This window comes from Halorubrum sp. Hd13, assembly GCF_002252755.1.
In the GTDB taxonomy this organism is placed as follows: domain Archaea; phylum Halobacteriota; class Halobacteria; order Halobacteriales; family Haloferacaceae; genus Halorubrum.
Genome location: NZ_NHOY01000105.1, coordinates 70,822 through 90,039, shown reverse-complemented (window position 1 = coordinate 90,039; position 19,218 = coordinate 70,822). Strand labels below are relative to the sequence as shown.

The window sequence follows — 19,218 nt, the reverse complement described above, 5'->3', positions numbered from 1 at the left end:
GTCAGTCGCCGCCGTCGTCCGGGATCGGGGCGTCCGCCTCGTTCTCCTCGCCCTCGTTGCTCGTGACCTCGCCGTCGGCCTCGACCGTGATCACGGTGCAGTCGAGTTCGCTCCGGAGGAACGAGTCGATGTCCGGGTCGGAGAGGAGCTTCTGGACCATCCGCCGCCAGCGACCCGCCTGCTTCGAGCCGATGACGACGACGTCGGCCTTCTCGGCGACGATCTCCTCTAAGATCGTCTCCTCGACGAGGAAGCCGCGTCGGACGACGTACCGCGCGCGGTCCACCGCCCCGATCCGCCGCTCGACGGCGCGCTTGAGGTCGCTGCGGGAGACGCCGCCCGAGTTCTGATACAGGTCAACGTGGAGGATCGTGAGGTCGGCGTCGCGCTCATCGGCGACGCGGACGGCCTCTCGCAGCGTCGCCGCCGAGTGCGACGACGGCGGGAACCGGACCGGGACCACGACGAGAGTCATGTCCGGAGAGTTGCAGTGGAGGGATAAATACGCTGTCGGTGCGAATACTCGCGCTGAGAATCGAATGGCCCCGCTCGCACGACGGGAGCAGGGGTCACACGACGAGGGTGTCGGTCACACGACGGGGCCCCGATCATGGGATTGGAGCGCCGATCACGCGATAGGAGCGCCGGTCACGGCCGCGAACTGCTCCGGATCGAACCGAACGCCGCCGACGCTGTCGACCCACGGAAGCCGCCGCAGCCGCCGAGCGCGGTCGTGGGACACGCGGACGACCGCAAACCCCGATCGGTGATGGAGCACGAGCCGGCCGCCCGTCCCCACGAGCCCGAGCAGCCCGGTGACGAACGCGTCGTGGTCGACCGACTCCGGACGCTTCACGAAGAAGAACGCCTCCGCGTCGGGGTCGGGTCCCGCGACCTCGATCGACGCGCCGAACCGCTCCGCGAGGGTCATCGCTCCTCCGTCAGCCGGGTCGCCTGCTCGATCCAGTCGGCGGCTCGGCTTGTCGACGCCCGCGTGATCTCGGCGACCGTCTCCGGCTCGAGCGTCGACAGCCGCGCGACGGATCCGATCCCCTTCTCGCGGAGTCGACTCGCGTACGTCGGACCGATACCGGAGACGGATTCGAGCTCGATCGGCTCCTCGCGGCCGCCGAGCTCCTCCTGTAACGCGCGGACCCGTTCGACCGGGATCGACAACAGCTCGGCGAGCTCCTCCGGGTCCCGCTTCACGAGCGCGTCGAGGTCGGTGACGCCGGCGCGGCGCAGTCGGTCCGCGACGGCCGAGCCGTTCTCCGGGTCGACCTCGACGATCGCGCGGCGGAACGCCTCCATGCGCGCCTTCTCCTCGTCGTCGGTCCGTTCTTCGGGCCTCTCCTCAGCGGTCTCGTCGGAGTTCTCCTCTCCGGTCTCGTCGGCGGGCGCGTCGTCCGCGGGTTCGTCCGCGTTCGAATCGCTCCCTCCCGTCGCGTCCGAGTCGGTCGAGGCGCCGGTATCCGCCTCCGCGCTCGACTCGTCGGCCGACTCCGAATCGTCGCCGGGCTCCTCGGCGAGGACGAGGTCGACGGGAGCCCCGGGCTCGGCGACGGCGTAGGCGTCGGGGAACTGCTCGACGACGGCCCCGGGCGTCGTCGTCGGGTCGGGAGCGCGTTCGACCGTTCCGACCGCGAGGTCGGCGGCCGTCAGCCGGCTGACCGCGGCCTCGCGCGACAGCCCCCGTAGCTCCGGCACGTCGACGTACTCCGTCTCCGGTCGTTCCGGTTCGGTGCGGGGCGCCCGCAGCCGGAACGAGACCTCGCTGAGGTTCGCCGAGAGCGACGACTCGTCCAGCGAGGGGAGGTGCATCCGGACCCCCTCCTCGGTCTGGGTGACGTTCGCCTTGAGCGTGAAGTCGACGTCGTCGACGCGGTAGCGCTCGCTCGACAGGTCCTCGTCGGCCGCCTCCAGCGCCGCGCCGAGGTTCGAGAAGACGGTCTTCGGCTCCAGCGCCGGGCGCTCCATCTCCAGTTCCCGGACGCGCTCCTGAAGCCGCTCGCGGTCGTCCGTCAGCTTCGAGAGCTGGTGTTCGAGCGCGTCGCGTTCGGTCCGCACGTCGAGCACGTCGGTCTGGAGCCGGACGAGCGACTCCTGCTGCTCGGTGATCACCCGCTCGACCGCCGCCCGCTCGACGGTTTCGAACTTCTCGACGTCGACCTGGGGGATCTCCTCCAACTGAAACGTCTCAGCGATGCGATACGATTCGCTCTTGGCGTCGAACCGGTCGCTCATGGCCGACGCGACTCCGGCGGAACGGGCGCTATCTTGAGGCGGACCTCGCTCGCGATCTCGGCGTCCACCTCGTACTCGCCGACGACGCGGTGGTTGAGCGGCACCGCGCTCACGACGGGCTTGTACCCGCGGACCTCCTTCGTCTCCGGGTCCCGGATCTCCTTGCCCTCGACCGAGAGCGTCAGCTCCAGGTCCGCCTCGACCTCGGAGAACCGGAGCCAGGAGGCGTCGAGGTCGTAGGCGAGCTCGCCGCTCTCGATCTCCCGTTCGAGCGCGCGCTGGGCCGCCATCGATCGGCGGTCCAGCTCCTCCTGGCCCTCCGCGACCGAGAACGCGACCGAGCGGACGAACTCCGAGAGCGGTCGCGCGAGCCACTCGTCAGTCGGCACGGTCGCCTCCGCGTTCCGTGTCCGCTTCTGCTTCCGCCGGAAGGCCGACCCGCATCGGCAGCGGCGTCGGTTCGAGACGCGCTGCCAGTCGGGCGTTCGAGCCGCCCTCCCGGTCGAACCGCCGCCGGTCGATCACCGACTGCGTGCTCGCCGTGAGCCCGTCTACGGGTTCGTTTTCGTCGTCACTCAGTCGGTCGGTGTCGTCCGCTCGTTCATCGATCCCCCGAGCGTCGTCGCCCTCGCGCTCGGTCGCGCGCACGTCGACGGCGACCTCGATCGTCGCCTCGCTGAACCGGTACCAGGCGGGCGTGATCCCGAGTTCCAGCAGGGGCCGACGCTCCGTCGCGGCCGGCGTCGCCGTGACCGAGCCGTCGGTGTCGATCGTCCGCGTGACCGACGGGACGACCTCGAGTTCGGTCTCCGCGAGCGACGCCCCCGTCGCCGCGCTGTGCGCGTCGAGCGCGGTCTGCGCGTCGGCGACGCCCGCGGCCAGCAGGGAGACGAGGTCGTCGAACGGGACGTCCGCGACCGGCTGAGTCGGTCGGCGGCGGGCTGTACTAGGCGGGGAAACGTGATGGGCTCGTAGTGGCATAGGTGTCGGTGTCGCGGGTGCGGATGCGGTCGCCGGCGAGAGCCGCGCTCTCGGGTGTCGGCGACCGGGACCCGATTCGATCACTCGTCGGTCGTGGTGCGGTTGTCGACCGTCTCGACCTCGGGGAAGAGGTACGGCGGCTCCGGCACCGGGACCATCGTGGTCTTCAGTTTGCTCGTCCCGTGCACCTCCTTCCCGAACTTGCGGTTGTGGCTCACGTCGGTCTGGATGCTGCCGCCCCACAGGCCGAACCCGGCGTGCGCCTCGGCGCTGACGTCGATGTTCGTCTCCCGTTCGGTGGTCGTCTTGATGTCCATCTCGACCTCGATGACGGCCTCCGAGAACCGGTAGAACGTCGGGAACAGCCCCGCCTGCAGCAGCGAGACGTCTATCGCGTCCGCCGAGGAGTAGGTGACGTCGCCGTTCGAGTCGATCGTCCGCGTGATCGCCGGGACGACCTCGATCTCGGTCTCCGCCAGCGTCTTGGCGACCTCGACCGAGTTCATGTCCAACTGGTTCTGTGCGTCCGCGATCCCCTGCCCCATGCTGGCCACCATCTCGGGGAACGGTACGTCGAGTAGCTCCTGTCCTACGGACATTCTTAAGCAATAATCACAATAGATATTAAACTAGTATGTAATAAATTAGATAAGTTGTTAGCGGTTTTTGTCGGCTTAACCGCGCTCGCGCCGTCGGTCGACGGCCCTCGAGTGTCACGGATTCCGACTCGGCGGCGACCCGGGGGTCGCTCCCGTCGGCCCCGGCACCTCGCTGACCGAGATCCGCGTCGTCAGTCTCAGCGTCTGCGCGTACAGCCCTCCCGGCCCGATCACAGGTAGCCGAGTTCTTTCAACTGGTCTCGCACGTCGGGCTGATCCGTTATCGTTGGCTTCGCCTCGGGGCGTATCGTCTCGCGGTCCTCCGCGGTCGTCTCGACCCACGGAACCTTTTTTAAAGCCGGATGCGGCACGCCGAGGAAGTGACCGTACTGTCCGAGCTCCCCCAACAGTTCGGCGTGGTCCGACGTTATTACGACCTTCTCCGCGTCGAGGTTCTCGAGGAGCTCTTCGATTGAGTCGAGCACGACGCGCAGATTATCCAGATACATCGAATACAGGTCGTCGCGGTTTATGTCGCCGTCGGCGATCGACCGGTACGGGTACTCTTCGGCGTCGGTCATATCCCGATCCTCGGCGACGAGACCGTGCACGAAGGGCCGATGCGGCTGGAAGTACTGAACGACGAGCCGGTCGGACTCGCCGCGTCCCGCCGCGATCGCCCGCTCGGTGATGTACGCCGGGCCTTGTATCGTTCCGACGGTCGACGTACGGTCGGAGACGTCACTGAACGGTCGGTCGTGGTCCCGCGTGAACTCCACGTAGTCGAAACAGTCGACGTCGACCGTACTCCAGTCTGCGAAGAGGAACGGCGTCGTGCCCCTCGGTCCCAAGTCGTGTTCCGCTAACACCGCCCTCGCGTTCGGATTCGAACTCACGAGCGCGGTCTCGGCAATGCTCTCGGCGTACCGCTCACGAAACGTCTGGACGTACCACTCCTGTGAGTTGCTTCCGACGCTCCAGATGCCGTCGACGGTCTCGATGAAATCGTACTCGGGCGCCACCTCCCGCATCGCGTCGACCCGAGCGGAATCGAGAACGATCAACGCGTCCCAGTTGCGTTCGTACACGTTCGTGCCTATCGGATACCGAGAAGTGACCGAAAGCCACGCGCCGGCATACACGAAAAACAGACTTTTGATGAGACCGTCGACATCACCGTTCGCGGCCGCAGAAGCCGCCTGCCTGACCCAGCGTCTGAGATCCGTTCCCATATCCGAACGTCATACCGCGATAGTATCATTATAGACGTCTTAATCCGTATATAATAGCACGCGGTTGTCACTGGTATCGCTCATATCACTGTGCGATTGGTCTGGAGTCTCGAAACGGAATCGTCGGCGAGAATTCGAATCGGTCGTCCCTCGCGGTCAGCAACCGTTCGCGGTCGCTCACGGTTGCTGAGTGTCAGTCCCCTCCTCCCCGAATTGAAACGGGCGAGACGCCCTTCTGGCGACTTGCTGCCTCCCGTTCGCTCCGCTCACGGGAGCGGGGGACAAGTCGATCTAGGTCGATTCGTTAACCACCGCAGAGAAAGTCCGCCCTCCCCGAATTGAACGGGGGACAAGTCGATCTACAGTCGACTGCTCTACCAGGCTGAGCTAAGGGCGGTCACTGAAACATAGCCGCTGGATTCGACTTAAGGGTTCCCTTTCAGCGCAGGTGTGATCCGCCGTACCGCGGGCGCCTCGGGCACCGCCCGGCTCGCTCCGATCTCGCCCGCCGCGCGCGGTTTTTAAGTCGCTCGCGGCGGGAGCGGGCGTATGGCCGACGGCGACGACAGACAGGCGACGTTCGGGTCGGACGGGAGCTTGGAGACCGACACGACGCCGGACGCGACCGGCGACAACGACTTCGGCGAGCCGAAGGAGGCGAACGAGACCGACGGGGGGTACAACCGCTACGCCGTCTCCAGCCTGCTCCAGAAGGCCGTGCGCCGCTCCGACGAAGAGGTCGCCGCGTGGGCCGCCTGGGAGCTGGCGCGCTCCGGCTACGCGTGGAACCTCTGGGACCGCCTGAACCTCTACGTCGTCGAGGACCTCCGCGCCGGCAGCGACGTCGCGCTCACGATCCAGCGCTACGAGGAACTCGCTACCGAGCGCTGGGAGCCCGCCGAGTGGAAGGGCCGACTCTGCGCGATCCACGCCGCGCTGGCGGCCGCCCGCGCGCGGTCGACCCGCGAGGGCCCCAACGCCGACGAGTACTTCCGCGCCGTCGCCGACCGCCGCGCCGAGGCCCGCGAGCGCGGCGAGGAGCCCGCCCACGACTTCCCGGTCGGCGACCTCGAACCGGGCGGCGAGTTCGACGCGATCTTCGACGGCCACACCGGCGAGGGGTCGAAGCTGGGGCGCGGCACGCGCTTCTTCAAGACGCGCGGCGCGCGGGTCGGACCGGAGGGGGAAGGCGAGCACAGCGCCCGCTGGCAGCGCCTCGCGATGCTGCTCGACGACGACCGCGACTACTCCGCCGCCGAGCTCGACCGCGCCGTCGAGCCCGTCGACCCGGACGACCCGTGGCGCGAGCCCGAGACGGTCGGCGGCGGGGACGACGAGAGCGCGGAGGGAGACCGGACCGGCGAGGGCGAGAGTCGGAACGGATCCGACGACGCCGACGGGTCGCTCTCAGACTTCTCGTCGTAGTCGCCGGCTGACCCGCGGACCAGCGGACCGCCGACCGCCGTCCGTCGACCGCCAATCGCCAATCGCCGACCGCCAATCGCCAATCGCCGACCGTCCGCTACCGTACCCGTGTCGCCGGTTCCGCCAACGCTTATCAGTCCGGCTTGGGAAGTGACGGCATGGCAGACGTAGCGATCGTCGGTGGCGGACCGGCCGGACTCAGCGCGGGGCTGTTCGCGGGCAAGAACGGGCTCGACGCGGTCCTGTTCGACACCGACAAGACCTGGATGCACAAGGCGCACCTGTTCAACTACCCCGGGATCGGCTCGGTCGGTGGCGACGAGTTCCTCGCGACCCTCCGCCAGCAGGCGGACGACTTCGGCGTCGATCGGAAGCAGGGCGAGGAAGTCACCGACGTCGCCGAGTCGGACGCTGGGTTCGCGGTGACGACCGAGGCGGGCGAGTACGAGGCCGACTACCTCGTGCTCGCCACGGGCGCGAGCCGCGACCTCGCGGAGTCGCTCGGCTGCGCGCTCGGCGACGACGACACGGTCGACGTCGACGTCTCGATGGAGACCAGCGTCGACGGCGCCTACGCGACGGGCGGGATGGTCCGCGCCGAGGAGTGGCAGGCGGTCATCTCGGCCGGCGACGGCGCCGCCGCGGCCCTCAACATCCTCTCGAAGGAGAAGGGCGAGCACTACCACGACTTCGACGTCCCCGACACCGCGACCTCGGTGTTCGGCGACCTGATCGACGACGGCGAGTAGCCGGACTCGCCCCCGGCGTCCTCGCCGTCCGATCCCCGCCGTTTCAGTCGTCGTCAGCGGCGGCGCTCACGACGCCGGCGTCGGTCGGGTTCGCCCCGCCGTACCGTTCGACGAACTCGTCGAGCCGAGCGGGGTCGTCGGCGCCGGGGAGCGGCTCCGTCGCGGTGTCGCAGGCGGCGTCGACGCCGAGTCGCTCGCAGACGCGGTCGGCCGTCAGCTCGGCCATCTCCCGGTAGGTCGTCAGCTTCCCGCCGACGACCGTGTGGAGGTTCCCGACGCCCTCGTCGGCGTGGTCGATCACGGTGAATCCGCGCGAGATCCCGCGCCGGTTCGATCCCGTCTCGTCCGGCGCGTACAGGGGGCGGACGCCCCACCACCGTCTCACCTCCGGGGCCTCGGCGACCGCGGGGAGCATCGCCGCGCACTCCTCGATCGAGCGCTCGACCTCCCAGTCGGCCGTCTCGTACTCGTCCGGGTCGTCGACCGGGACGCTCGTCGTGCCGAGCACGGCCTCCCCCTCGTGGGGGACGACGATGTCGCCGTCGTCGGGGTCGCGACACCGGTTCAACACCGGATCGAGCCCGTCGTACTTGACGGATATCATCACGCCGCGGCTCGGCGCCATCCCCACATCGACGCCGGCCAGGTCGGCGATCCGGTCGGCCCACGCCCCCGTCGCGTTGACGACGTGGTCCGGTCGGAGCGCGGCGTCGACGTCGCCGCCGACGCGCACGGTCGAGACCGCGCCGTCGGCAGTCTCGACGGCCTCGACGGGCGCGTCGGTGTGGACGGTGGCGCCGTGTCGCTCGGCGTCGGCCGCGTTCGCGGCGACCAGCCGAGAGGGATAAATCACGCCGTCCGGCACGCGGAACGCCTCCGCGACGTCGTCGGAGAGCCCCGGAACGACCGCCTGCGCCTCGTCGGCGTCGAGCCGCTCGGTCTCGATCCCGATCTCCTCGCAGGCCGCCACCTTCTCTTCGAAGTAGTTCGGGTCGTCGCCGCCGAGGCGGACGAACAGCCCGTCGGTCTCGCGGAGGCACGCCCCGGCGATCTCGCGGAGCGTCCGGTTCTCGCGGAGGCACTCCTCGGCGCCTCGAGGGTCGTCCTCCGCGTAGCGGGCGCCGCTGTGAAGCAGGCCGTGCGAGCGCCCGGAGGTGCCGCCGGCGAGCCCGCCGCGGTCGACGAGCGTCACGTCGACGCCGCGGAGCGCCAGGTCGCGGGCGACTCCGGCCCCGGTCGCGCCGCCTCCGATCACGAGGACGGTCGGGGTGTCGCTCACGATCGGCCACCTCGGTCGGCGAAGCGGTTCGCGCGCACGTACACGACAGTCATCGGTCTGCGTCGCAGGCTCATGTCACACGTTACGACTAGCCACACTTGAGGCTACCGTCGCCGGTGGTTCGAAACCGTCGAGAAGAACCGTCTCAACCCTTCTGTACGTGAAAGCTCGGACCGGTCAAGGGTCTTACCGGGAGCCGCCGGCCGACGCCGGGCACGTGTCGACGCCGAGCAGGGAGTAGAGCGCGCACGTGCCGGTCGCGGCGGTCCCGAGCATGATCAGCGAGACGACGCCGAGGACGGGCGCGGCCAACGCCGGCACCGGAACCGCTCCCGCGAGCGTCGCGAGCGAGGCGATTCCGAACACCGCACCGAGGGCCGTTCTGACGCGCTTGTCCGTGGAACCGACATTCTGGTTCATGATTCACAATACGGTACACACATGTAAATACGTTCCCACGCCGGCTCGTCGGTCAGCCGTCGTCGTCGAAGGCGGACAGATCGGTCTGACGACCGCGCCGACGCCCGTCAGCGGTCGCCTCGCCGGCACCGCCGCTCGCTTCGGCCCCTCGTTCCGAGGCCTCGCTCCCGTGCTCCTCCGCGATCGCCCGTGCGGCGTCGAGTCCGCCCGAAAGGGAGGCGCGGCGGGCGATCCGCTCGTCCGCCAGCCTAGCGGCGGCCTCGGGATGCGCGTCGTAGTACCGCCGCTGGAACTCCTCGCGGGCCGCCTCGAAGTCGATGACGGGGTAGGGGTACTCCTCGCCGATCGAGACGCCGCACTCAGCCTGAACGGCGAGCGGGGCGTGCTCGGGGCGGTCGAGGTGCTCGACTGGGAGCGGCTCCAGTTCGGGAACCCACCGCGCGATGAACTCCCCGTCCGGGTCGTGGTCGCGGACCTGCTTGCGCGGGTTGTAGAGCCGGAGCCCGGGGCGACCCACGAGCCCGCACTGCGACTGCCACTGCGTGTAGTTGATCGCGGCGTCCGCGTCGATCAGGTGCTCGTGGAAGTGGTCCGCGCCGATCCGCCACGGCTGCTGGAGGACGTGGAAGTAGACGCTCGCGCAGAGCGCCCGCATCCGGAAGTTGAGCCAACCGGTCTCGCGGAGGCAACGCATGCTCGCGTCGACCATGGGAAACCCGGTCTCGCCGGCCTTCCACGCCGCGACGAGCTCCGGGTCGTGTCGGTCCCGGTTGAATCCGGCGTACACCGGGTTGACGGCCTCGTCGAGCCACCCCGGCCAGTCGACCAGCTTCTGCCGGTAGTGGCGGTTCCAGAACAGCCGGGAGACGAACATCGACTTCCCCCGGCCGTCCGGCGCGTGCTCGTCGACGTACCGGTGGACCTCCCGAAGCGAGAGACAGCCGAACCGCAGGTACGGCGAGAGGCCGCTCGTGCCCTCGCGGGCGTCGACCGGCGAGGAGATGTTCCCGGGGTAGTCGCCGAGCCGCCCGGCGAACGACGCCAACCGATCGCGGCCCGCCGCCCGACCGCCGTCCGGCACCATCGATTTCTCGGGGGTCACGTCGTAGGCGGCCGCGACGGCCTCGGGCGACGGAACGAACGAGTCGCCGGTGTCCGGGGACGAGTCGGAGCCCGATCCCGATCCCGGTCCGGTCGCTATCCGCTCCACGTCGACGCGTCGCGGGTCCCAGTCGTGCGCGTCGGCGGCCAGCCACGACTCGATCGCTCCCTTCCACTCCCGGCGCGAGCGATCGGCGTCGCGGACCAGTCCGTCGCCGTCGACGAGCTCGACGCCGATCTCGTCGCGGGCGCGCTCGTCGCGCCGGAGTCCGTACCGACCGGTCACGCTCCGCGTCGCGACCACGTCCCAGCCGGCGTCGACGAAGCGACCGAGCACCTCGATCGGGTCGCCGTGGGCGTACGTCAGGCCCGGCGCGCCCACGTCGCGGTACTGTCGGTCGAGGTCGCGCAGGGAGTCGTGAAGGAACGCGATCCGGGCGTCGCACGCGAGGCCGCGGTCGCCGTAGAAGGCGGGATCGAAGACGAACAGCGGGAGAACGACGGGGTCGGCGTCCTCCGCGGCCGCCGTCCCGTCAGCGTCCTCCGCGGTCGCCGCCTCGTCGGTATCTCGCTCCGTCGCCGCGGCCGCGGACGCGGCCGTCGCGAGCGCGGGGTTGTCCGCGATCCGGAGGTCCTCGCGGTGCCAGACCACGGTGCCGGCCTCGGTCGGCGACCCGGTGACCGACCGAATCGCCTCCGGATCCGGGACCGTCGGCGGCGTCGGGGCGTGGTCGTCCGCACCCATGTTCGATCCCGGATACGGGCTCTCGCCGCAAGGCCCTGTCGGCGGCGGCCCGGGTGGCCGGCAGACCCGGACGGTCGGCGGCCGACACCGCGGAGACCTTGCCGCCGAACGGGCGTGCGCGGCGTCCTCCTCGCTTAGTGACTTATTTAAATAGCGTCAGCGGGTCGACGGCGGCGACCGAGCGCCGCTTACTCGCCCGTCTCGATCGGCGCGCCGACGAGGTTGCCCCACTCGGTCCACGAGCCGTCGTAGTTACGGACGTCGTCGTAGCCGAGCAGTTCGTGCAGGAGGAACCACTCGATCGACGAGCGCTCGCCGACGCGGCAGTAGGTGATCGTGGACTCGTCGCCGTCGACGCCGGCCTCGCTGTACAGCTCGCGGAGCTCGTCGGCGCTCTTGAACGTGCCGTCCTCGTTCAGCGTGGTCCCGATCGGGACGCTGCTGGCGCCGGGGATGTGGCCGCCGCGCTGGGCCGTCTCGTTGAGTCCTTCGGGCGCGATGACCTCGCCGGAGAACTCCTCGGGCGAGCGGACGTCGACCATCGGGATCCCCTCTTCGATCGCCTTGTCGATGTCGTCCTTATAGGCGCGGACGTTCTCGAAGGGGCCGCGGGCCTCGTAGTCGCGCGGCGTGAAGTCGGGCTCCTCGGTCGTGAGCGGGTAGTCGTTGGCGACCCAGTACCCCTTCCCGCCGTCGATAACGCGGACGTCATCGTGACCGTAGTACTTGTAGATCCAGTAGCCGAACAGCGCGAACCAGTTCGGGACGCGGCCGCCGCCGTAGACGACGACCGTCGTGTCGGCGTCGATTCCGGCTTCCCCGTTGCGGGCCGCGAAGTCCGCCTTGGAGACGATGTCGCGCTCCGTCTCATCGGTGAACACCTCGTCCCACTCGAAGTTCAGCGCGCCGGGGATGTGCCCCTCTTCGTACGGCGTGTACTCCGACTCGTCTGTGACGGTCGGATTGTTGATCTCGACGAGCCGGTGATCGGAGTCGTCGTCCTGAAACGCGTCGAGGTTCGATTCCACCCAGTCCGCCGTGACGAGTACTTCCTCAGACATCACCTCATGTTACGCGGGCGACGGTTTTGAAGGCCCGGTACTGGTGGTCATTGCCGTCGTCTCTGACGCCGCGGCCGCCGCGGACGTCCTCGGTCGGCACTCCTCGCCCGTCGAGCGCGGCGATCGCGGCCGACGCTACCGGATCACAGTCACCGGCACGTCCGCCTTGTCGACGACGCTCTTCGCGACGCTGCCGACGACCTGCTCGCGCTCCTCGCTCAGCCCCCGGTGACCGACGTATATGGCGTTGACGTCCGCCTCGGCGGCGTAGTCGGCGATCGCGTCGGCCGGGCGACCGGTGAGCAGCTGCGTCTCCACGTCGATGGACTCGTCGCCGACCGCCTCCTCGGCGACCGTCTCGGCGTTGGCGAGGACGCTCTGGCCGGCCTCGACCGCGGCCTCCTCGCCCGGGAGGACGATCGTTCCGTCGACGAGCTCCGAGTCCGGCGTCAACACGTGGGCGATCTCGAGGGTCTCGTAGAACGCGACCGCCTGACGCGCGGCGTACCGGACCGCCTCATCGCTCTCAGTCGATCCGTCGGTGGCCACGAGATAGCTCATATCCGAAGGTCGCGGCGGCACGCATATAACTCCTGTCCGGCGTTCTCACGTCCTGCGGTTCCGGTCCGCCGTCAGCCGTCGAGGGCGACGCGGTCCCCGTCCGACGCGTGGATCGCTTCGAGCGCCGCCTGGACCCGGGTCGCCTCCCCGAAGGAGACGAGGTCGCCCCCGTCGCCGTCCATCGCCCGCGCGAACTCGGTCAGCAGCGCCGCGGTGGTGTCGCCGCGCTCGTCGACGAGGGTCCGCTCGCCCTCGCGGCCGCGGTCGCGAACGAGCCGGTGCCACTCAGTCAGCGAGAGCGACCCGTCGTCCCCGACGACCGTGACGACGTTCTCCTCCTCGCCCTCGTGGTCGCAGAGCAGGTCGATCGTCCCCCGAACGCCGTCGGCCCGGAACGTCCCGACGACGTCGTCCTCGTACGCGTCCGGCCCCGCGTAGCCGACGTCCGCGCTCACCGCGTCGACGGCGCCGAACAGCTCCCGGACGCCGAAGAGGAAGTGGGTCCCGACCTCCCGCAGCGGGCCGCCCTGTTCGCGCGACTCCAGCCACGCGACGTCCTGCCACTCGCGCGGCCACTGCGGGAAGCGGAAGCGGAGTTCGATCCGGCGCGGGTCGCCGATCGCGCCCGCCTCGACCAGCTCCCGCAGCCGGACGAATCCCGGCGTGTACCGGAACGGGAGGTTCACCGCGGTCGCGAGGTCCCGGTCCGCGGCGAGGGAGCTCATCCGTCGGCCCGCCTCGGCGTCCGCCGCGATGGGCTTCTCGCAGATCACGTGGCGGCCGGCGTCGAGCGCGTCGGTGACCACCGCCTCGTGAGCGACCGGGGGGACGCCGACGTAGACGGCGTCGAGCCCCTCTCGCTCCGCGAGCGCCGCGTGATCGGTCATTGTCGCCGTCGACGCCGTGCCGTAGTCGGCCGCCAGGGAGGCGGCCCGGTCCGCGTCGAGGTCGCAGGCCGCGGCGAGCTCGTACCGATCGTGGGCGTCGACCGCGGCGGCGAGCCGGGTCCCGATCACGCCGCAGCCGACGATGCCGATGTCGTACATGGATCCGGGGAACGGGCAGGGAGGCTTGTACCTTCGGAACGGCGTCGCGCGGCCGCGACTCAGTCGCGGTCGACCGGTCGCGCGACCATCTCGCCCCACGATTCGAAGCCGTGGCGGTCGTAGAACGCCCGGGCGCGCTCGTTCGCGGGGTCGACGTCGAGCACCACCCGGTCCAGCGGGAGCGACTGGTCGCCCGCGAGGTCGACGGCGGCGGCCATCAGGTCGTCGGCGACGCCCGTGCCGCGGTGTTCCGGGGCGACGTAGAGCTCGTTTATCACGGCCGCGTCCCAGATCATCGCCAGCCGCTCGGGAAGCACGAAGACGTAGCCGACGACCGACTCGCCCTCCCCCTCGTCGACCGCGACCGCCACGCACCGCTCGTCGTCGGCGACGCATCGCTCGACCCACGCCAGCCACTCCTTCCGGTACTCGTCGGTGAGCTTCCTCTCGTAGACGGCCGCCTTGTCGTCGCCGCCGGTGTTCGCGCCGAGCCCGCGCTCGAAGGCGAGCTTACACTCGTACAGGTCGTCGGCGTCGCTCGCGGGATCGTACGGTCGAAGCGCGACATTCACGCCTCATCGCCCCCGCTCCCGGCCTCGATGTCGTCCCCGTTCCCGGCATCGACATCGCCGCCGTTCCCGGCCTCGATGTCGCCCCCGTTCCCGGTCTCGATGTCGTCCCCGTCCTCCAGCACGAACTCCGCGAGCGTCGGCACGAACGTCCCGATGTCGGTGACCATCCCCACTGCCTGCGCCGAGCCCCGGTCGAGCAGTTGGGTGACGGTCGCCGGGTTGATGTCGACGCAGACGGTCTTCGTCGTCGACGGGAGGCAGTTGCCGACGGCGACCGAGTGGAGCAGCGTCGCGAGCATGATCACGATGTCGGCCTCGTGGGCCTGCTCGCGGATCGCGTTCTGCGCCTCGACGGCGTCGGTGATCGTGTCCGGCAGGGGACCGTCGTCGCGGATCGAGCCCGCGAGGACGACGTCGACGTCGCGCTCGACGCACTCGTACATCACGCCCTCGGTGACGATCCCCTCCTCCACGGCGGGTTCGATCCCGCCCGCGCGGATGATCTCCGAGATGGTCCAGATGTGGTGTTTGTGCCCCTTCCGCGGGTGTTCGAGCGTCTCGACGTCCATCCCGAGCGACGTGCCGTACAGCGAGCGCTCTAGGTCGTGCGTCGCGAAGCCGTTCCCGGCCGAGAGCGCGTCGACGAACCCCGCGGCGACGAGGTCCGCGAGCGCGTCGCCCGCGCCCGAGTGGATCACGGCCGGCCCCGCGACGACCATCACGGTGCCGCCCGAGCGCTTCACCGCGCGCAACTCCGCGGCGACCTCGCGGATGGTGGATTCGGAGGGCCGCTCCGCGGAGACCCCGCCCTGCATGAAGCCGAAGGCGCCGCCGCCGCTCCGCGGGCGCTCCGGCGGCCGCACTCGGATCCCCGACTGGTCGGTCGCGATCAGGTCACCCTCCTCGACCGCGTTGAGCACCTTCGTGTGCGCTCGCGGCTCGCCGTTCGGACCGCCGTCCGGCTCCACGACCAGCGCGCAGTCCATCTCGATCCGCTCGACCTCGGTCCACTCCCCGTCGTACAGCACCTCGGTCGGGTGGTTCGTGGTGGAGTAGAAGTCGGGCGGCACGACCCTGTCTTCGGGGGCCGCGACGAGGTCAACGTCGGTCGGACTCTCGAGCACCGCGCCGTTCTGGTGGAGCTCGTGGAGGATCGCCCGGAGCGTCTCCGCGTCGTCGGCCGAGACCGTCATCCGGCAGTAGGACTCCTCATCTTCGTGTTTTCCCACGTCGAACCGCTCGACGTCGAAGGAGCCGCCGAGGTCCATCACCGCGCCGAAACAGCGCTGCATCGTCCCGCTGTCGATGATGTGGCCCTCGAGCTCGACCGTCCGCGAGTGGGTCATACGGTGGTGTCACGCCCGTCGGGGAAACGCGTTTCCCTCGCCCTGTGAGAGCACCTCAACAGCGAGTGTACTCAGACTGTTCTGCTGAAGTCCTCTCGGACTGATAGGCACCGATTGCTGAATACAGAGGTGCAGTCAGCGCAGCGGCTTCGTCTCTTTCAGCTACTTTCGGCTGAATCAGCTGCTCAGTGTGGCTGCGTATTTACTACTGCAATCGCGGTGTTCAGTCTCTATCCAAATTGAGAACACCCGTTTTTTAACATATCGTAAAGAACGTCAGTTGCATGCCCTCCCTGAAACGTGTCCATCTTGTAGCAGCATTCGTCTTGCTTGGTGTCACTGCGTTCCTTTACTCGGTGATTATCACCCAAGAACTCCTTCTCGGCACGGGCGTTGCAATCGCGTCCTTCGTCGTCGCAATATTCGCGTACTACGGAGGTACCAACCGAAAGACAGCCGCTCGCGCAACGATCATCGTCACACTCATTTACGGCGTTTTCACTCTCCAGCTTCCTATTGCTGTCATCGCGGCCTGCGTCGTCTACCTCACCGTGTGGCTGACCGGCTCGGACAGCCCACTCGACGCACCTGACACGCAGGTCTTCCCGGTCGAACCGACGGCTACCAACGAATCCGACTAGAGCAAGTGAACCGGACGATCTACGGGTCCCTTGAGGCGATCAGTCAGCCGATTCTTGGTACGTGGTTTGTTCAGTGAGTCACCTGAACTGACCGCACTGAACAGCCTCGAACCGACCGAGTCATCGTGTAAGACTCGCGCTCTGTATGCAGCAATGTCATCAAGAGCTCCGCTGGTTCCGACAGAAACGTTGTGACCGACTCGGAGCATGTAGTCAGCAAGTGAGTACTCCATCCGCACCGATTGTTGAGAAACGTATTGTATCCGAGCATGCTTATTTGTACTAAATTTTATTCTTCCGGCCGATCATATCCGAATATCTTGTTCCGAACGGTTGTAGGCTATCTGGTCGGTTTCGGCTTGGTGCTCGCAAGCATCACTACATGGTGGGTCGGCGGTAATGCGATACTGGTCGGAACACACACCGGTGGAGCAACTCTCGTAGTTGTCGGATTATTATTCTTGTTCGCCGGCGTGCTTGCGTTCCCTCTAAGCCGGCGAAGGCTACAGGCTCGATTTGATATCAATCTCTCGGCTTCAACGACATTAATCGTAGGTGGTAGTGCTATCGTACTCGCGGTGATTATTTTAGTTATATCTTTAATCGCACTACTGGCTTCTTGACGGATGAACATATCTCACTCTAAATCATAAAAAAACTTCAAATTAATTCGAGTGACAAATCCATTTAGATATACCGCTCCGTGACCGATACGCGCACTGTATTCAGCACAACTTGTTTAAATTATCACTTATTGAGAACCTCAACAGAGCCGGGCTGACGTGTCTCGGACAGTATGGAGATTGCGGATCGACGGCGACCACCTCCAAAACCCCAGCCGCGAGGAGCTCGCGGCCTACCGGCCGCTCGTCAGTCGAGGGCTGCCTTCGGTCGCCCTCGCTACTCGCGCGGCTCGCTGTCGTTCGAAAGGCGCGGAGCGCCTTTCGTGATGTCGTTAGAACGCTCTGCGCTCTGACTGCTAGCCGGAAATCTCTGATTTCCGGCGGTGACGAGAGAGCGAAGCTCTCTCGAACCACGCTCCTCGACCGCTCACTCCGTTCGCGGTCTGCGGTGCTCGAGCCGCCGTGCCTCGTCCTCGCGACAGCGAGGCGCTTCGCGCCGTTGGCAGCCGGCGGCGAAGCCGCCGGCGACTGCCCCGTTGAGTCCCACCCCGCACAGCACCGCAACCGCACCTCTCACCTCCCCAGCCTCGTCGCTCACTCCGTTCGCGACTCCAGCGAGAATCGGAGATTCTCTGGCAGCCGGCGCGGAGCGCCGGCGACCTCGCGCGTGCTCCTCGCGGCGGCCTCCGGCGGCCACTCGCAGGCACGCGCCACCGCCTCAGATCAGCCCGAGCGCCGCGAGGATCTGGTTGCCGAACACCATCGCGATCAGCCCGGCGAGCATGACGAGTCCCGACGAGACGGTGATCGTCCGGACCGCGGCGTGCCGGTCGGAGAGCGGGATCCGACTGATCACCGCCTCGGCGACCATCCGGAGGATCCGCCCGCCGTCGAGCGGGAACGCCGGGAGGCAGTTGAACAGTGCGAGCTGGATGTTGATCCAGCCGGTCCAGAAGAGGAGGTTCGCGAGCAGGAAGACCCCGCCGGCGAGCGCGCCGGAGGCCCCGTCGACGACGAAGAAGTTCGTCACGTCGCCGGTGAACCCCGCGAAGTTGAACGGGAGCCCGAAGAGACTGCCGAGCGGGAGGATGAGCGAGACGAACACGAGCCCGAGCGGCGAGTCGGTCAGGCCGCCGAGCGCCATTCCGTCGCCCGCGGCCTCGCCGCCGTCGCCGCCGAGCAGTTCGAGGTACGCGCCGGCGGGGTACTCGGAGACGCCGAAGTCGTCGAGCGCGAGCCCGCTCGATCCGGGGAACACCGAGACGCCAACGAACCCGCCGTCGCGGTTCGGGTGCGGGGCCAGCTCGACGTCGTACGTCTGCCGCTCGTCCGCGGCGTCGTAGGCGATCACCTCGACCGTCGCGCCGGGGTCGCGCTCGCCGAGGACCGCCGAGAGGTCTCCGGCGTCGTGGATCCGCTCCCCGTCGATCGAGACGATCGTCAGCGGCTCGCCGGGCGCCGCCCCGGCGTCGTCGAGCGGGCCGTCCTCCTGCACGCCGAGCGCGTAGGCGCCGATCGGGATCTCCGCGGTCGTCGCGTTGCCCCCGTCGCCGCCGGCGCTCCTCACCGACACCGTGGCTCGCTCCGCGTCGCCGACGGCCTCGTAGAAGCCGCGCTCGGTCGCCACCGGGTCGCCGTTCACCGACTCGACGGTCAGCGGCGCCTCCGCGATCATCACGCCGAGGGGGTTCCCGCCGGCGGAGCCGACCGCCTGCAGCGAGCGCTCGACCTCGACGGTGCGCTCCCCGTCGCCGTCGTCGGCCGTGACCGTCACCGTGTCGCCCGCGTCCGCGAGCGCGGCCTCGAACTCGGCGGCCGTGTCGACCGGCGCGCCGCCGACCTCGACGATCCGGTCGCCCGCCGCGAGCCCCGCGGCCTCGGCCGGCGAACCGGGGTTCACCTCGCCGACGGCGTAGCCGGGCGCCGGCGAGATGGCGCCGGCGACGGGGCCGAACAGCAGCGCGAACACGAGCACCGTGAGCAGCGTGTTGGCGGTGACGCCGGCCGCGAACATCCGGGCGCGGGCGCCGCGGGAGGCCGCCTGCGTCGCCTCCTCGTCCGGTTCGACGAAGGCGCCGACGGGGAGGACCGCGAAGAAGACGAGTCCCATCGACTCGATGTCGATGTCCTCGACGCGGCACAGCAGGCCGTGCGCGCCCTCGTGGACGACCATCGCGACCGCGAGCCCGGCGATGATCTCGGGCGCGACCGACAGCGGCAGGAAGTCGTTGACGCCGGGGATGATGAGGAAGTTCTGCGGCTGCTGGATCGCGGAGGGCTGAGCGGTGTTCAGCGCCGAGGCCGCCGACGAGAGGATCAGGAAGAACGACCCGATCATCGCGACGAGGGCCCCGCCGAGCCCGAGGTTCGCGAGCCCGCGCCAGAACCGTCTCGGGGCCGCGAGCCGGTCGAGGAACTCCCGGCCCCGGAGCGTGCGGAGGGTCAGTATCGGACCGGAGACGCCGACCGACTCCGGCAGTATCCCGCGGTCCCGGAGCCACAGCGCGGCCGCGGAGTACGCGAGGACACCGGTGAGGACCCACAGGAGCGTGTTCTCGGCGAACAGGTCCGTCAACGCGTTCATTACCGTCAC

General features: G+C 68.6%; 19 protein-coding genes and 1 tRNA gene. 3 read left to right on the top strand and 17 right to left on the bottom strand.

The annotated features are described in order from the left end of the window. Window position 1: 1 nt before the first annotated feature. The 8 genes from DJ81_RS14140 to DJ81_RS14105 form a co-directional block, all read right to left on the bottom strand. A complete protein-coding gene (locus DJ81_RS14140; RefSeq protein ID WP_094522481.1) occupies window positions 2-475 on the bottom strand; it encodes a universal stress protein in 474 nt (157 codons plus the stop codon). A 153-nt stretch (window positions 476-628) separates the two neighbouring features. Further along, a complete protein-coding gene (locus DJ81_RS14135) occupies window positions 629-931 on the bottom strand; it encodes a hypothetical protein (protein WP_094522482.1) in 303 nt (100 codons plus the stop codon). Further along, window positions 928-2,244, bottom strand: a complete 1,317-nt coding sequence (locus DJ81_RS14130; protein ID WP_094590223.1) for a helix-hairpin-helix domain-containing protein — start codon at window positions 2,242-2,244, stop codon at window positions 928-930. The genes DJ81_RS14135 and DJ81_RS14130 overlap by 4 nt, the downstream gene beginning before the upstream one ends. Next, window positions 2,241-2,633 (bottom strand): hypothetical protein, encoded by a 393-nt coding sequence (locus tag DJ81_RS14125; RefSeq protein WP_094590221.1) that lies wholly within the window; start codon window positions 2,631-2,633, stop codon window positions 2,241-2,243. The genes DJ81_RS14130 and DJ81_RS14125 overlap by 4 nt, the downstream gene beginning before the upstream one ends. Beyond that, window positions 2,623-3,225 (bottom strand): hypothetical protein, encoded by a 603-nt coding sequence (locus DJ81_RS14120; protein ID WP_094590219.1) that lies wholly within the window; start codon window positions 3,223-3,225, stop codon window positions 2,623-2,625. Before DJ81_RS14120 ends, DJ81_RS14125 begins: the two co-directional genes overlap by 11 nt. An 80-nt stretch (window positions 3,226-3,305) precedes the next feature. Then, window positions 3,306-3,824, bottom strand: coding sequence for a hypothetical protein (locus DJ81_RS14115; RefSeq protein ID WP_094522490.1), 519 nt, complete (start codon window positions 3,822-3,824; stop codon window positions 3,306-3,308). A 230-nt stretch (window positions 3,825-4,054) separates the two neighbouring features. Beyond that, entirely contained in the window at window positions 4,055-4,912 is an 858-nt protein-coding gene (locus DJ81_RS14110) for a hypothetical protein (RefSeq protein WP_094590217.1), read from the bottom strand. 467 nt (window positions 4,913-5,379) lie between these two features. Then, window positions 5,380-5,453 (bottom strand) — tRNA-Tyr (locus tag DJ81_RS14105). A gap of 152 nt (window positions 5,454-5,605) precedes the next feature. Between DJ81_RS14105 and DJ81_RS14100 the strand changes: the two genes are divergently transcribed. Continuing rightward, window positions 5,606-6,481, top strand: coding sequence for a hypothetical protein (locus tag DJ81_RS14100; protein WP_094590215.1), 876 nt, complete (start codon window positions 5,606-5,608; stop codon window positions 6,479-6,481). Window positions 6,482-6,639: 158 nt separating this feature from the next. After that, window positions 6,640-7,230, top strand: a complete 591-nt coding sequence (locus DJ81_RS14095; RefSeq protein WP_094527470.1) for an NAD(P)/FAD-dependent oxidoreductase — start codon at window positions 6,640-6,642, stop codon at window positions 7,228-7,230. A gap of 43 nt (window positions 7,231-7,273) precedes the next feature. On the opposite strand, the gene DJ81_RS14090 is transcribed toward DJ81_RS14095, so the two are convergent. The 8 genes from DJ81_RS14090 to DJ81_RS14055 all read right to left on the bottom strand — a co-directional run bounded on the left by DJ81_RS14090 (window position 7,274) and on the right by DJ81_RS14055 (window position 15,361). Continuing rightward, window positions 7,274-8,509 (bottom strand): FAD-dependent oxidoreductase, encoded by a 1,236-nt coding sequence (locus tag DJ81_RS14090; protein ID WP_094590213.1) that lies wholly within the window; start codon window positions 8,507-8,509, stop codon window positions 7,274-7,276. Window positions 8,510-8,695: 186 nt separating this feature from the next. Then, a complete protein-coding gene (locus DJ81_RS14085; RefSeq protein ID WP_094522498.1) occupies window positions 8,696-8,929 on the bottom strand; it encodes a DUF2892 domain-containing protein in 234 nt (77 codons plus the stop codon). Window positions 8,930-8,981: 52 nt separating this feature from the next. Further along, a complete protein-coding gene (locus DJ81_RS14080; RefSeq protein ID WP_094590211.1) occupies window positions 8,982-10,775 on the bottom strand; it encodes an FAD-binding domain-containing protein in 1,794 nt (597 codons plus the stop codon). Between the two features lie 188 nt (window positions 10,776-10,963). Then, complete coding sequence (locus DJ81_RS14075) at window positions 10,964-11,836, bottom strand: sulfurtransferase (protein ID WP_094527474.1); 873 nt, start codon at window positions 11,834-11,836, stop codon at window positions 10,964-10,966. A 135-nt stretch (window positions 11,837-11,971) separates the two neighbouring features. Further along, window positions 11,972-12,397, bottom strand: coding sequence for a universal stress protein (locus DJ81_RS14070; protein ID WP_094522504.1), 426 nt, complete (start codon window positions 12,395-12,397; stop codon window positions 11,972-11,974). Between the two features lie 71 nt (window positions 12,398-12,468). Then, a complete protein-coding gene (locus tag DJ81_RS14065) occupies window positions 12,469-13,443 on the bottom strand; it encodes a Gfo/Idh/MocA family protein (protein WP_094590208.1) in 975 nt (324 codons plus the stop codon). A gap of 59 nt (window positions 13,444-13,502) precedes the next feature. Beyond that, on the bottom strand, window positions 13,503-14,015 hold the full coding sequence (locus tag DJ81_RS14060; RefSeq protein WP_094590206.1) for a GNAT family N-acetyltransferase: 513 nt from the start codon (window positions 14,013-14,015) through the stop codon (window positions 13,503-13,505). Then, entirely contained in the window at window positions 14,012-15,361 is a 1,350-nt protein-coding gene (locus DJ81_RS14055; protein ID WP_249269137.1) for a TIGR00300 family protein, read from the bottom strand. Before DJ81_RS14055 ends, DJ81_RS14060 begins: the two co-directional genes overlap by 4 nt. A 284-nt stretch (window positions 15,362-15,645) precedes the next feature. On the opposite strand from DJ81_RS14055, the gene DJ81_RS14050 reads away from it, so the two are divergent. Next, a complete protein-coding gene (locus DJ81_RS14050) occupies window positions 15,646-16,002 on the top strand; it encodes a hypothetical protein (RefSeq protein ID WP_094590204.1) in 357 nt (118 codons plus the stop codon). Between the two features lie 1,341 nt (window positions 16,003-17,343). Here DJ81_RS14050 and DJ81_RS14045 read toward each other — a convergent pair. After that, complete coding sequence (locus DJ81_RS14045) at window positions 17,344-19,209, bottom strand: site-2 protease family protein (RefSeq protein ID WP_094527479.1); 1,866 nt, start codon at window positions 19,207-19,209, stop codon at window positions 17,344-17,346. Between the last annotated feature and the right edge of the window lie 9 nt (window positions 19,210-19,218).